The organism is Pseudomonas sp. LBUM1672 (genome assembly GCF_059695655.1).
Window position 1 is genome coordinate 3,423,938 of sequence record NZ_CP166781.1, and the last position, 14,440, is coordinate 3,438,377.

A 14,440-nucleotide genomic window follows, 5' to 3' on the forward strand; every position below is an offset into this window, starting at 1 on the left:
ACTCCGCCATCGCCAGCAAGCCTGCCCCTACAGGTCGTTTTCTTTTTAATGTGCGCGTCGGAGGAGGAAATGCGACAGAGCAGGTATTAACACCAACGCCCCGATCATGTTCCAGATGAACATGAAGGTCAGCAGGATGCCCATGTCGGCCTGGAACTTGATCGGTGACCAGGCCCAGGTAATGACACCTGCCGCCAGAGTGATTCCCACCAGCGCCACGACCTTGCCGGTGAACGCGACCGAGTTCTTGTACGCCTCGGTCAACGACAGTCCCGCACGTTGTTGAGCCAGTTGGACGCTGAGCAGATACAGCGCGTAATCGACACCGATACCGACACCCAGGGCAATCACCGGCAATGTCGCGACCTTGACACCCATACCTAGCCAGACCATCAACGCTTCGCAGAGAATCGACGTCAGCATCAACGGTACGACCGCCACTACTACGGCGCGCCAGCTGCGAAAGGTGATGAAACACAGCACGATCACCGCGCCATACACATAAAACAGCATGGTGCGGTTGGCATCACGCACGACTATGTTTGTGGCGGCTTCGATCCCGGCGCTGCCGGCTGCGAGCATGAATTGGCGATCGCCATTGCTGTGTTCGCGGGCGAACTGATCGGCGACCTTCACCACATGATCGAGGGTTTCAGCCTTGTGATCCGAGAGATAAGCGATCACCGGCATCATCGAGCAATCGTTATCGAACAACTCCGGGTTGTTCACCGAAGCCTGCTGCGCGCCGTAGTTGAGCACGTTCTGATTGCGCGCGATGGTCAGCATTTTCGGGTTGCCCTCGTAGGAACCCGCCGTGATCTGCCGCACCGCATTGACCAGCGACACCGTGGTCTGCACGCCCGGCTGCTGTTGCAGCAACCAGCCGAGACGATCGGCTTCCACCAGGGTTTCGTACTTCAGGCAGCCTTCGCTGGCAGTTTTGATCATCACCGCGAATTGGTCGCTCGACAGCGAGTAGTTGGCCGTGATGTAGGCGTTGTCGCGGTTATAGCGCGAATCGGCACGCAGCTCAGGTGCACCCGGATCGAGATCGCCGATCTTCAAGTGCGTGCTGACCACGAAGCCGCCCACCGCCATCAACCCTGCAACCACCACCGCCACCGTCGCCCAGCGGCGTTCGGTAAAACGGTCGAGCAGGTTCCACAGACTGCCGAGGCCCTTGCCTTTGAGCTCCTTGTTCTCCTGGCGCAAGCTACGCGCCGCCGCTTTCGGGCTGACGCCCCAATAGGACAGCAACACCGGCAGCAGCACCAGGTTGGTGAAGATCAGGATCGCTACGCCAATACTCGCGGTGACGGCCAGATCCTGGATGACTGGAATGTCGATCAGCATCAGCACCGCAAAACCCACGGCATCGGCCAGCAGTGCGGTCAGTCCGGCCAGGAACAACCGGCGGAAGGTATAACGCGCAGCGACCAGTTGGTGGGTGCCGCGTCCGACATCCTGCATGATCCCGTTCATTTTCTGTGCTCCGTGGGACACGCCAATGGCGAACACCAGGAACGGCACCAGAATCGAAAACGGGTCGAGCGCGTAACCGAACAAAGTGATCAAGCCCAGTTGCCAGACGACCGCGATCACTGAGCACAAGATCACCAGCGCGGTGCTGCGCACGCACCGGGTGAACGCATAAATGATGGCGGTGGCGATCAACGCGGCCGCGCCAAAGTACATCATGATCAGTAGTAGGCCATCGATCAGGTCACCCACCAGTTTGGCGAATCCGATCACGCGGATTTTGATCGAGCCCTTGCCCTCTTCACCCGCCTTGTGTTCCGCGCTGCTGCCGGCAAATTCGAACTTGTCACGCAGTTGCTCTTCGAGCATCCGCGAGAACTGGTGATAGTCGATGGCGGCGCCCGTGACCGGATCCTTCTCCAGCAGCGGCACCACAATCATGGTCGATTTGAAGTTGTTGCCGACCAGACTGCCAATGATGCCGGAGCGGGCAATGTTCAAGCGCAGCTGCTCGACGCCACTGCCCGTGCCGTCGTAGGAGTCCGGCATGACCGGACCGCCACGGAAGCCCTCCTCCGTGACTTCAGTCCAGCGAACGGCCGGCGTCCACAAAGACTTCATCCAGGCCCGGTCCACACCCGGCGTCAGGAACAACGTGTCGTTGACCTGCTTGAGCACCTCCAGGTATTTCGGGTCATAAATGTCGCCGTCGGTGTTCTCCACCACCACCCGAACCGTATTGCCCAGCCCGCGTAGTAACTGCCGATTTTCAAGGTAATTTTTGATGTACGGCTGACTCTGCGGAATCATCTTTTCGAAACTGGCATTGAGCGTCAGCCGAGTGGCTGCGAAATAGCTCAGCAATACCGTCACGATCAGGCAGGTCAGCACCACCAGCAGGCGATTGTTGAAGATCAGGCGTTCAAGGACATTGCCGGAACGTGCATCGAAGCCCTTGAGCTCTCGGATCACCGGCATCGTATCGAGGTTGTAGTTACCCATGACGTGGCTCGTCTCTTTTTATTGTGTGAAGTGGGCTTATTCGAAGGGCAGCTGACGCAACCCCTGGGTGCCCGCGACCACCACGGCATCTGACGCACTGGTCTGCACCGCAGTGGCAGGCCCCAGACGTGTTTGTGGTTGTTGTGTGAACGTTGCACCGTTGTCAGCACTGACCATTACGTGGCCGGCCTGACTGACCAGGATGATTCGGCCTTCAGTCGTGACCGTGCTCGTGGTGATGCTTGAGGACAGGCCCACCTCGACTTTTTCCCAGTTCGCGCCGTGATCGACGCTGCGGTAGACATTGCCCCGCAGGCCATAAACCAGCACGGCGCCCGGCGTGCCGGTGATGCCGAAATAGCTGCCGCTGTAGGGCGTAGGAACGTTGACGAAGCGCTGCGTTGTCGGGTCCAGTTTCAGAACCAGACCTTGCTCACCGACGATGAACAGGTCGTCGCCGATTGCGCGCATCCCATAGAAATTCAGCGCCCCAGGATTGTCAGTACGATCCATCAAGGGAACCCAGGTCTGACCACCATCGTCGGTACGCAAAATCAGGTTGAACGCGCCGACCACATAGCCGGTTTTCTCGTCGGTGAACCACACATCCAGAAAGGGTTTATCCGCCCCTTCATCGATCATTCGTTGGGCTTCGGCCAATAACACGTCATTCGGTGCCGATTGGCGCTGATAGTGTTCGAGCATGATCTGCCCGATCTGACGGCCATCGAGCTGACGGCTCCAGGTTTCACCTTTGTTGTCGCTGTGCAACACCACGCCATCGTGGCCGACTGTCCAGCCCTGTGTCGGGCTGGGGAACTGCACGGCTACCAGGTCGGAACTCACCGGTACTTGTGCCTGATGCCAGCGCACGCCGGCATCATCGGAATAAAAAATATGGCCTCGCTGACCCACCGCGACCAAACGCTTTCCAGCACTGGTCAGTCCCGTAAACGCGCCTAAAACCGCCTTTTCACTCTGAATGGCCGGACTGTCCAGGGTATCGCCGAACGGTGCCGCCACCACGGGTCGGGTGAACGCCAGCGCCAGCGCCGAGGCCAGTGCGGCCAACGCCATCCACTTGAAGTTTTTCATAACTGTTTCCCGGATAAAAAAACCACCGGGAAGCTCTACCGCTTCCCGATGGAAAGTGACGCTATGGAGTTCGGTTAACGGATACCCGTGCCGGCCAACGACTCAGGCGCCCACTGCGCTTTTGAAAGCGGGTCGATGTATTTGATGCCGCCATACGGGCCGTAGATGCCGGTGATGTTGTAGCTGCCGGAAACAAAGTCATAAATCATATGGTTGTCCGAGTTCGGCGCCTGTACGTCATAGCTGTAAGCCAAGTGCGCAAAGGAACCGCGGTACAGCTTCCCGCTGGCGTCATATTCGTCCGAAGCCAGGGCGATCCAGCTGTCTTCGTCGAGGTAGAAGGTGCGCTTGCTGTAGATGTGGCGTTTGCCTGGTTTCAACGTGGCTTCCACGACCCACACGCGGTGCAGCTCCCAGCGCATCAGATCCGGATTGACGTGGTGCGCGGTGGTGATATCTGCTGCTTCCTTGTGGTAGTTCAGCTTGTAAGTGTTGTAAGGAATGATCATTTCCTTCTTGCCGACGAGTTTGAAGTCGTAACGGTCCAATGCGCCGTTGAACACCCAGGCATCGTCATAAGTCGAGGCACCGGCCGAGCCAGGGTTAGGGGTGTCGTAAGCGATGTCCGGCGCAAGTTTTATACGGCGTTGACCCGGGAGGTATTGCCAGCCACGACGTTCCATCTTCAGAGGGTTGACGGCATCCTGTACCAGGATGGCTTCACCCGCACGGCGGGCCGGGGCCTGGTAATAGAGTTTGGTCTTGAAGAACAGGTCACTCTCTTTCGCCGGGTCAGTGCGTTTCGGATCGTAGAGCGGGTATTCGAGATAGGCGTTACCGGTGGTGGCCAGAATCGCCTTGCCGGAACCGTCGACGTTCCAGGAATCGTATTTGAAGTTGGTGGCGTAACCCTGGTAGCGCAGCAGGTGGTTCCACATGGCCTCATAGCCATCTTTCGGGATCGGGAAAGGAATGCCTGGCAGCGCGTTTTCCAGTGCGACACCGCTCTCAAGCGTTCGGGTGCCGACAGCGTTTTTCGCGGTGTTATCCAGCAACCGCTGCGGCAGCGCAACGCTGCGATGGGTTGGGAAAACATCGACACGGAAGGTCGGGTAACGCTTGAGCAACTCTTGAGTGGTGGCGGTCAGTTTGTCCGAATATTGAGCAACGTTTTTTCCATCGATGACGGCACGTGCCTTATCGGCCTCAAAAGGATCTGGGCGAAACGAGCTGCCCGACTGGTAACTGGCTGGCAGCGTGGTAAGGCCGCCGGTGTAAGCCGGGATGCTGCCATCAGCATTGCCGGCCTTTTCAGCGCCGACGCCCGTCAGACTGGTGCCGAGTTTTGCCGCTTCGTCCGGGGAGACGGCTGCGTGTGCCACGCCTGCGACGGCGACGGTCAAGGCAGTAAACAATAGAGTATTTACGAACTTCATGGAGTGACTCCTGCTATCTAGCAAAGACTTCGATCAAATGGTCGTTTTGAACGTAAAAGTGACCATGCCCCGATCCTTGAGCTGAGGCTGAGTACCGCCAAAGGCAGTGGTCTGCCCCGGTACGCAGTTGTATTGCCCGTTGGCACCTGGTGTAGCGCCGTCTCCCTGATTGCCAGCGCTGCCTGCCGAACTGCACGTGTCGAATGGACCGAAGTTGTCCACGTACTTAAGGTCGAACCGATACTGGTTATGCACGTCCATGCCAACACCCACCGAATAACTGCCAGAGTCTTCGTTGCCGCCTAACTGGACGGCAGAGTTGCCATTGAGGCCGACGTTGTAGGTCATCGGCATGAACATATCGATGCCGGGGAACACCTGATACCAGGTCGGGTTGAAGTTGACGCCGACGATGTAGTTGTCCTTGGTGACCTTGTCAGTGCCGTGGTACCAGTCCTCGCCCTTGAACAGTTGTTTGTTCTCGGTCACATCCAGCCAGCGGCTATAAGCAAGCTCGACCAGCAGCGAAGAACTGTCCCAGACCGGTGTGTCACCAAAGGTGGTCAGACCGTTGAGTACCGCGTGCACGGTGTTGCCGCGGGCCACGCCGTTTTCACCGTTAAAACTGCCGATGAAGCCGGGCACACCTGCGGCTGCCGCGGCCGGGCTGACGGAGCCCGCCACGCTCGCAAGGGGCATGTTCTCGCGGTAGTTCAGATCGAAACCGACGCTGACTCCACCAAGACTTTTCGACAGGCTGATGCCATAGATATCGATGTCATCGACGTAGAACTGGTTGTAGCTGCCGATGTTGCCGGAGATCAGTTGCGCAGGACCTACAGCGGTCGGCTGCAAGGCCAGGTTTGGCAGAATGTCGGAGGTTTTTCGGTAGTAGACGCCCAAGGTGCCTTGCAACCAATCCGGACTCCACTTGGCCATCAAACCGAAGTCGCCTCGCTTGTCGGGGGTGAAGGTATGACCATTGCTCAGGCGCAGGAACTGATTGGCACCAAGCGGTCCAGGAGTACCAAACCGCGGATTCTGCCCGCCAATCAGTGACAGATTGTGCCCACCACTTTGAATACCGTCGTTAAACCCAAGGTAGGTACCAGACTCCGGCAGTCGGGCGGCATCCCAATCCAGAAAATATTGCGCCGCGACGGTCAGTTCCGGGTTGAACGTGAAGCTGGCGGACAACTGGTTGCGCGGGATGAATAGCTCTTTGGCTTCAGTTCCCGGTACGGCCAGCGCTTTTGAAAGATCAAGCCCGGATTGCCCGTAACTGTTGCCGTGGGCAAAGGCCAGGAGGCTCTCGCCCCAGTAGAGGGTGTGCTTGCCTGCCTTGCCGCTGAGCAGCGACTCATCGCCAACTTCCGTGCTGCCAAAAACGAAGGCATCGAGGATTTCGGAAGAAGGCCCATTGTAATAACGATCGGCGTAACCACTCTGGTGGCGAGAGTCTGGCACACCACTATTGAGCTGGTTGGTCGATGCGTTATCACTGCCGACATCGTCGTAGGCATGGTCGTACCAGGTATTCGCACTGACGCGAAAGCCAACCTTCTGCTTGTATACAACGTCCAGTTCGGACAGCACATCCATGCGCTGAGAAACGGGACTGCCGGAGGAGAAGTTTCGATCCCCGTCATTGTTGTTCCATGAGTTGGCCAACTTGCTGTTGGCTGCCTCCACCCGCTGGGCGTAATTGAACTTCACTGTGTTGTCGAAGCGAACAGCCAGGTCCTCGTTGCCGGTATCAATTTCCAGTGCGTGTGCCGGTGTTATGCCCAGACCCGCCAGGATGGCTGAAGTCAGCAACCCCTTGTGGAGGTTTGCATGGCAGATCTTATTATTTTTGTTCATCTAACTTGCCACCTGCTCTTGGTTTACGAAAAACTTGGGTTGAATTCACAGCTCGCAAAGCCTGCGATCAAGTGCGTTGCAAAAGAGTGATCGACACCGAGCGACCCAGTGCTGTGCTGTGCTGGAGTGCTGTTCGGGCGCCTGCAATCTGCCTGCCCCCGGCCGTGCCGCGCAGTTGCCAGACCAGTTCGACCAATTGCGCCAGACCGGTGGCACCCGGGGCGTGTCCACGGCCCAGTAGTCCGCCCGATGGGCACACCGCATTCATCTGTCCTTTCAGCCGATGACCTAACTGCACAAAACGGTCGATGTCTTCCTCTCGGCAAAAGCCCAGAGCTGCACTGTTGACCATGAAGTCACCAACGCTTTGATCGTGCAGCTCAACCACATCAATGTCTTCGGGGCCCAGGCCAGCCTGCTGATAGGCCTGTTGCACCACGCGCCGAGTGGTTGCCCGTCCCAGCACATCAAGCACACAACCGGATTCCTGTTCCGACGCGCAGTCGCTGCCTCGGGCACTCGCCAGAATGCTCACGTCAGCCCGAACGCCATAGCGCAGGGCGAAGGCCGGAGAACAGATCAAGACCGCCGCCGCACCGCAAGCTGGCGGGCTAAGGTAAGGCGGAAGCCATCCATCACGATCCGGACTGCGGTTCAGTAGCGCATTGGGATTGACTGCGGCCTGCGCTCGCGCCCGACCGAGCACGTCATCGAAGCGCCGCTCGGTAATACCCATACGGGTCAACAGCCACCTGGTTTGAGCCGCAAAAAGTACGGCCGGATGCTGTCGACGCTCCAGTACGACGGAATTCCGGACTTGCCCGTCGTGTCCGAACAGATCTCCAGCGGGATCCTTCAATCCAAAAAACTCGCGATTGGAAATCTGTGCGGGCATGCACTCAACACCCACGACCAACGCACACTCGGCTTCACCGCAAAGAATGCTGTGCCGGGCCAACTGAAAAGCACTGCTGGCCGACGTACATCCATCGCTGAGGCTGAAAATCGGGATGCCCGAATAGCCGATCCCGGACAGCATCTGCGATCCGATAGAGACATCGCCTTGAACGCATGAGGTGAAAACCTGATCGACCAGGTCATAGTCGATTCGAGCATCCTCCAGCGTCGAACGAATGGCCTGGTCCGCCAACGCCGAGTGAGTGTCACAGCCACCCAGCGGCAGGAATGGCGCCATACCCACGCCGGCGATCAGCACTCTTTCACTCATATGCCCTGCTCCCCGCCAGCTGATACGCACCACACTCTTGTTGAGTCCAGACTATTGCGTAGCCAACCGACGTCCCCCCCATCGTCAGGGGGGGTGGGTCGAAATCAGGGGGGGGAATGAAAGGATGATCCGAACAGATCACCTCGGGGTTGCAACACTAGAAGGAAGGGATTGGCGTAGGCGCGGGCTGAAACCGTGGTCAGGACGTGCTCAAAATCCGCCGAGGACAAGTGTTCTGCATCCTTAAGCGGGCGACGGATAGCCACCGTCAGGCGGTTTTCGATTTACCAGGGGTCGGTCTTTTGCGCAAAAAACAAGGGCCTGCGTGAGGTATCTCACGCAAGCCCTTGATATATATGGTGCCCGAAGCCGGAATCGAACCGGCACGCCCTTACGAGCGGGGGATTTTAAGTCCCATGCGTCTACCAGTTTCGCCATTCGGGCGGTAGCGCGGTGAAGCGGTCTGGCTTGTGCAGCAGAGGACGAAATATATACATCCCGTCCCGGTGAAGCAAGTTCGCAGATACCCTTTTCAAGACAAAATCTTGCAAGGCTGCGGAAATAAAAAAGCTCCGTAAATCATAGATCTACGGAGCTTGTTTATAGTGGAGGCCGAGGTCGGAATCGAACCGGCGTAGGTGGATTTGCAATCCACTGCATAACCATTTTGCTACTCGGCCTCAAACATTTGCTGTCATGTAGCGCGACTTCAAATGCATACAAACTTGGAGCGGGAAACGAGACTCGAACTCGCGACCCCGACCTTGGCAAGGTCGTGCTCTACCAACTGAGCTATTCCCGCGTCTTGGTGTGGCGCATTCTATAGAATCCAGAAGCCCCGTCAACCCTTTGATTCAAAAAAGTTTTATTTCTTTTCCACGTCGGTCTTCAGATGCGGCCAGGCAGCCCGCAGGTATTGGACCATGGACCACAATGTCAGGCCGGCAGACACCAGCAGCAAGGCATAACCGATCAAGACCCAGAAGGTGAAGTCTGACGGATTAGCCAGCAGGATCACCAGCGCCAGCATTTGCGCGGCGGTTTTCCATTTGCCCAGGTTCGACACGGCAACGTGAGCGCGGGCGCCGAGTTCGGCCATCCATTCGCGCAGTGCCGAGACGACAATTTCGCGACCGATGATGACGGCGGCCGGCAGCGTCAGCCACAGGTTGCCGTGTTCTTGCACCAGCAGCACCAGCGCAACGGCCACCATCAGCTTGTCAGCCACGGGATCGAGGAAAGCCCCGAACGGTGTGCTTTGCTCCAGACGACGGGCCAGATAACCGTCCAGCCAGTCTGTGGCGGCGGCAAATGCGAAGACCGAGGCAGACGCCAGGTAGCTCCATTGGTAAGGCAGGTAGAACAGTAAAATGAAGATCGGGATGAGCAGGACGCGTAGTACGGTAATCAGATTAGGGATATTCATCGGCACAACTGGCTACGAGGTGAGGTGGCATTCTACTCGCTGTGCAGATTTGCATAAATCAACTCTGCGAGCTTTTTACTGATCCCGGGTGCTTTGGCGATCTCTTCGATGCTGGCACGAGACAGCTCCTGCAATCCACCAAAATGTTTTAACAAATCGCGCCGCCGTGTCGGACCGACGCCGGCAACCCCCTCAAGTGTCGAGGTGCGACGGGTTTTGCCACGGCGCGCGCGGTGACCGGTAATGGCAAAACGGTGGGCTTCGTCGCGTATCTGTTGAATCAGGTGCAGCGCGGGGGAATCGCCGCGCAAGGTGAATTCGTGGGCCGCGTCGTTGAGGTACAGGGTTTCAAAACCGGCCTTGCGCGTCGCGCCCTTGGCCACGCCCAACAGAATCAGGTCAGGCACCGCCAGTTCATTGAGCACGTCGCGAGCCATCGACAGCTGCCCCTTGCCGCCATCCACCAACAGAATATCCGGCAGCTTGCCCTCCCCGTCCTTCAGCTTGCTGAAGCGTCGGGTTAGGGCCTGGTGCATGGCCGCATAGTCGTCGCCCGGGGTAACGCCTTCAATGTTGTAACGACGATAGTCGGACTTGATCGGGCCTTCCGGACCGAACACCACGCAAGACGCCACGGTGGCTTCGCCACTGGAATGGCTGATGTCGTAGCACTCAAGGCGCTGCGGCGGCTCGTCCAGATTCAACACTTCGGCCAAGGCATCGAAACGTGCGGCGACGTGCTGACGGTTGGCCAGCCTCGCGCCCAACGCTTGCTCGGCATTGGTGACGGCCAGTTGTTGCCAGCGCGCTCGGGTACCGCGCACCCGATGGCTGATGGTCAATTCACGACCGCGCAACTCTTCTATGGCTGTGATGAGCGTCGGGAAGTCCTCGTGAACCACGTTGACGATCAGTTCGCTCGGCAAGTCGCGCTCGGGACTGGTAATGAAGTACTGCCCCAAAAAGGCCGCCATGACCTCGGAAACGTCTTCGTCGATGCCGACCTGAGGGAAGAAGTTCTTGCTGCCCAGCACCCGCCCACCGCGCACGCTGATCAAGTGAACGCAGGCGCCGCCCGGATTGACGAACGCAGCAATCACATCGATATCGCCCGTTCCACCCTCCATGCTTTGCTGGTCCTGGACCCGGCGCAACAGTGAAATCTGATCACGCAGCTCGGCCGCGCGTTCGAACTCGAGGTTGATCGCCGCTTCTTCCATGCCGGCGGACAACTCGTCCGTCAGCGCATTGCTGCGACCTTCGAGGAACATCACCGAGTGGCGAACGTCTTCGGCATACACCTCGGGCTCCACCAGCCCGACGCACGGGGCCTTGCAGCGTTTGATCTGGTATTGCAGACAAGGACGCGTACGGTTCTTGTAATAGCTGTCTTCGCACTGGCGAACAAAAAAGGTCTTCTGCAGCAGACTCAGACTTTCGCGAATGGCACCCGCGCTGGGATACGGACCGAAATACTTGCCCTTGGCCTTTTTCGCACCGCGATGGATGCTCAGGCGAGGAAACTGGCCATCCGAGAGAAAGACGTAAGGGTAGGATTTGTCGTCGCGCAGCAGGATGTTATACGGAGGACGCCATTCCTTGATCAGCGTCTGCTCAAGCAGCAACGCTTCCGTTTCGTTAGCCGTGATGGTCGTTTCGACCTGGGCGATACGGGCGACCAGCGCAGCGGTCTTGGGCGCGAGACCGGATTTGCGGAAGTAGCTCGACAAACGATTTTTCAGGTTCTTGGCTTTGCCGACATACAGCAGACGTGCATCGCTATCGAACATGCGATAGACGCCCGGACGCCCACTGACCGTGGACAGAAAAGCGCCTGGATCGAAGACTTCAGTCATTTTCAGAGGCTGGCATCGACCATGCCGTGACGCACCGCCAACAGCGTCAGCTCCACATCACTGCTGATCGAGAGCTTCTCGAAAATGCGGTAACGGTAAGTGTTGACCGTTTTGGGTGACAGGCAGAGCTTGTCGGAAATGATCTGGACTTTCTGACAGCCGACAATCATCAATGCGATCTGGATTTCCCGCTCCGACAGCGCGTCGAAGGGCGAATCGTTGGTCGGCTGGAAGGATTTGATCGCCAATTGCTGGGCAATCTGCGGGCTGATGTAGCGTTGCCCGGCAAAGACCAGGCGAATCGCCTGAACCATTTCCGGCAACCCGGCGCCCTTGGTCAGATAACCTGCGGCACCGGCCTGCAACAGCCGCGTAGGAAACGGATCTTCTTCGCACACGGTGACCGCGACGACTTTGATGTCCGGATGACTGCGCAATAACTTGCGCGTGGCTTCAAGACCGCCGATCCCGGGCATCTTGACGTCCATCAGCACCACATCGGGTTTCAACTCACGCGCCTTAAGCAGGGATTCCTCCCCTGACTCAGCCTGGCCGACTACTTGCAGGCCATCGATGTCAGCCAGCATTCGTGTAATGCCTGTACGAACGAGATCATGGTCATCGACTACTAGCACCCTAATCAAGCAGACACCTCGCGATATGGTCTTATTGGGTTGCCGGACACCTTAGCAAAAAGCGACTGGCAGACCTAGCGGCAAGCGCTATATAAAAAGTTTCAATACATCTTGAAAGGCTTGTCGCCAGCGTGTTTCAGCGATGTAGCTCATCGACATCGCGCTGCATTCTCAGGAAACACTCGTCTTGGCCGACCACCTTCAGCCCTTTTCGCTCATAAAGCGCCTTGGCTGGATTCGTTTCAAAAACTGTCAGGCGTAACCCCGGACGCCGTTCCTTGCATGCCATGGCGAATACCTGATCGATCGCCCAGGAACCGGCACCCTGCCCCTGGAACGCTTCGAGCACGTGCAATTCGCGGATGTACAAGGCTCTGGCGTCGCGACTGAGACTGACATAACCCACCGATAAGTCGCCGCACACGATCACCCGGCTCTCGCGCCCCGCCCAAGCCACATCGAACGCCTCGTCCAGCCAGAGCAGATCATTCTGAATGTAATAGCGGAGCATATTGCGACAGGTCAGCTCGCGAGCGAAGTCAAGGTCGCCGGATGTCGCCGGACGCCAGTCAAAAGTCATTGAAACCTCCGCGGGCGGCAATGCTCAGTGCCGTCATGGTTTGTCCTTGTGGCATCACGCGTTGACCGAAGCGCGAAGTGTGTCATAAACCCCGATGCGCTCAAGCGATAGAAAACAGGATCGGTCATCGATAGCATTTTCTGATTGAAACGGCGCACCGGCCTCTAGTAAGCTCGGCGCATTCATTGGAGACAGACCATGTTCAACGCCCTCTCACAGCTTCGTACCGCCAGCGCCCCGCGCTCGGTTGCGGCTGCCCGGGCGACTGACGTTTGTGCTCCGGTCAGCTTTTATTTTGGGTATTGGTTTAGCCACTGGCGCGCCTGATACCCACACGGCGCCCATTTTAAAGGGGTCGCCGCCAGAGAATTCTCAACCCCCGGTCGGCCTCCCGACCGGGGGTTTTGTTTTTTCAGCCCCACTCATTTTTAGCGACACACCAGACAACCAGAGGATTCACGAAATGAACTACGCCACTTATTACCGTTACGACAGCTTTTCCGCCTGGCGATTTAGCAGCCTCCGCTCGGGACAGCCTGCCGCCTCCGATCGGTCACCCACAGGTGGCAAGCACACACACGCAGCCAATCCGGCCAATTGTCGAACACCCCAGTAGGGCCGAGCGCGCGGGAACGAACCCGCCGCCAGCCCAGGAAGCCTGAATATGAACTCGTCCGTCTCTGCTCTGCCGCTGTCCACCTTGAGCCCTGCCAATGAAGCGCTGACCCTGCGTCTGCCCAGCTCATTGCAACTCAAACAGCAACTGCCCCTCAGCAATGCCCTGACCCGGCAAGTCGCAGATCACCGCGATGCGGTACGTGCGATCCTCAACGGTGAAGATTCCCGTCTGCTGGTCATCGTCGGCCCTTGCTCGATTCACGATCCCCGGTCAGCCCTTGAATACGCGGCCAACCTCGCCCGCCTCGCCACCGAAGTCAGCGATGAAATGCTGCTGGTGATGCGTGCCTACGTTGAAAAACCCCGCACCACAGTCGGCTGGAAAGGCCTGGCCTACGACCCGCAGCTCGATGGCAGCGATGACATGGCCGGCGGTTTGACGCTGTCACGCGAACTGATGCGCGAAATGCTGCGGCTCGGCTTGCCGATTGCCACCGAACTGTTGCAACCGATGGCGGCCGGCTACTTCGACGACCTGCTGAGCTGGGTCGCGATCGGCGCCCGCACCACCGAGTCGCAAATCCACCGGGAAATGGCCAGCGGCCTGAGCATGCCGGTCGGCTTCAAGAACGGCACCGATGGCGGCGTCGCCGTAGCCAGCGACGCCATGCGTTCGGCCGCCCACCCGCATCGCCATTTCGGCGTCGACAGCCAAGGGCATCCTGCGATCATTCAAACCCCAGGTAATCCCGACACCCATCTGGTGTTGCGCGGCGGCCATCGCGGGCCGAACTACGATCGCGACAGCGTCACCCAGGTAAATAGCGATTTGGCCAAACTGAAGATCCCGGCACGGATCATGGTTGACTGCAGCCACGCCAACAGCGGCAAAGACCCGGCGCGCCAGCCCGCCGTGTTCAACGATGTGCTGGAGCAACGCCTGCAGGGTGATTGCTCGCTGATCGGCATGATGATCGAGAGCCATTTGTTCGAAGGCTGCCAGCCATTGAGTCCATCGCTGCGCTACGGCGTATCGGTAACGGATGGCTGCCTTGGCTGGACCGCAACCGAACAACTGCTGCGCCAGGCAGCAGGCCGGTTGCGAGCACAGAACAGCGTCCAGCAACCGGCATAACCACTGCCGACCTTCCAGCCCTCGATCGAGGGCTGGGCGTCTGAAAAGCGAATCGGTTTACAGGTAAACGGCGTGCGCACGGTAGGC

General features: G+C 58.2%; 10 protein-coding genes and 3 tRNA genes. 1 reads left to right on the forward strand and 12 read right to left on the reverse strand.

All coding sequences use genetic code 11. The features are described 5' to 3' along the window. Positions 1–45: 45 nt before the first annotated feature. The 12 genes from ACA053_RS15540 to ACA053_RS15595 all read right to left on the reverse strand — a co-directional run bounded on the left by ACA053_RS15540 (position 46) and on the right by ACA053_RS15595 (position 12,600). Positions 46–2,481: an efflux RND transporter permease subunit gene (locus ACA053_RS15540; protein WP_497393008.1), complete on the reverse strand. Its 2,436-nt coding sequence runs from the start codon at positions 2,479–2,481 to the stop codon at positions 46–48. 36 nt (positions 2,482–2,517) lie between these two features. After that, positions 2,518–3,576, reverse strand: coding sequence for a WD40/YVTN/BNR-like repeat-containing protein (locus ACA053_RS15545; protein ID WP_497393009.1), 1,059 nt, complete (start codon positions 3,574–3,576; stop codon positions 2,518–2,520). Positions 3,577–3,650: 74 nt separating this feature from the next. Next, complete coding sequence (locus ACA053_RS15550) at positions 3,651–5,012, reverse strand: DUF1329 domain-containing protein (protein ID WP_497393011.1); 1,362 nt, start codon at positions 5,010–5,012, stop codon at positions 3,651–3,653. Between the two features lie 33 nt (positions 5,013–5,045). After that, positions 5,046–6,875: a DUF1302 domain-containing protein gene (locus tag ACA053_RS15555; protein ID WP_497393012.1), complete on the reverse strand. Its 1,830-nt coding sequence runs from the start codon at positions 6,873–6,875 to the stop codon at positions 5,046–5,048. 67 nt (positions 6,876–6,942) lie between these two features. Continuing rightward, positions 6,943–8,103 carry a thiolase C-terminal domain-containing protein gene (locus ACA053_RS15560; protein WP_497393013.1) on the reverse strand — a complete coding sequence of 387 codons (1,161 nt, stop codon included), beginning with the start codon at positions 8,101–8,103 and terminating at the stop codon, positions 6,943–6,945. 357 nt (positions 8,104–8,460) lie between these two features. Next, a tRNA-Leu gene (locus tag ACA053_RS15565) sits at positions 8,461–8,547 on the reverse strand. 162 nt (positions 8,548–8,709) lie between these two features. Continuing rightward, positions 8,710–8,783: transfer RNA gene (locus tag ACA053_RS15570), tRNA-Cys, on the reverse strand. Between the two features lie 46 nt (positions 8,784–8,829). Then, positions 8,830–8,905, reverse strand: a tRNA-Gly gene (locus ACA053_RS15575). Positions 8,906–8,968: 63 nt separating this feature from the next. Then, a complete protein-coding gene (gene pgsA / locus ACA053_RS15580; protein ID WP_109632018.1) occupies positions 8,969–9,529 on the reverse strand; it encodes a CDP-diacylglycerol--glycerol-3-phosphate 3-phosphatidyltransferase in 561 nt (186 codons plus the stop codon). 32 nt (positions 9,530–9,561) lie between these two features. After that, complete coding sequence (gene uvrC / locus ACA053_RS15585) at positions 9,562–11,385, reverse strand: excinuclease ABC subunit UvrC (RefSeq protein ID WP_109632020.1); 1,824 nt, start codon at positions 11,383–11,385, stop codon at positions 9,562–9,564. Between the two features lie 2 nt (positions 11,386–11,387). Further along, the gene (gene gacA, locus ACA053_RS15590; RefSeq protein WP_008015884.1) at positions 11,388–12,029 is read right to left on the reverse strand and encodes a response regulator transcription factor GacA; all 642 of its coding nucleotides are present in this window, start codon (positions 12,027–12,029) and stop codon (positions 11,388–11,390) included. Between the two features lie 127 nt (positions 12,030–12,156). Further along, positions 12,157–12,600: a GNAT family N-acetyltransferase gene (locus ACA053_RS15595; RefSeq protein ID WP_497311667.1), complete on the reverse strand. Its 444-nt coding sequence runs from the start codon at positions 12,598–12,600 to the stop codon at positions 12,157–12,159. A gap of 664 nt (positions 12,601–13,264) precedes the next feature. Here ACA053_RS15595 and ACA053_RS15600 point away from each other — a divergent pair. Next, positions 13,265–14,353 (forward strand): 3-deoxy-7-phosphoheptulonate synthase, encoded by a 1,089-nt coding sequence (locus tag ACA053_RS15600; RefSeq protein WP_497393014.1) that lies wholly within the window; start codon positions 13,265–13,267, stop codon positions 14,351–14,353. Positions 14,354–14,440 lie beyond the last annotated feature (87 nt).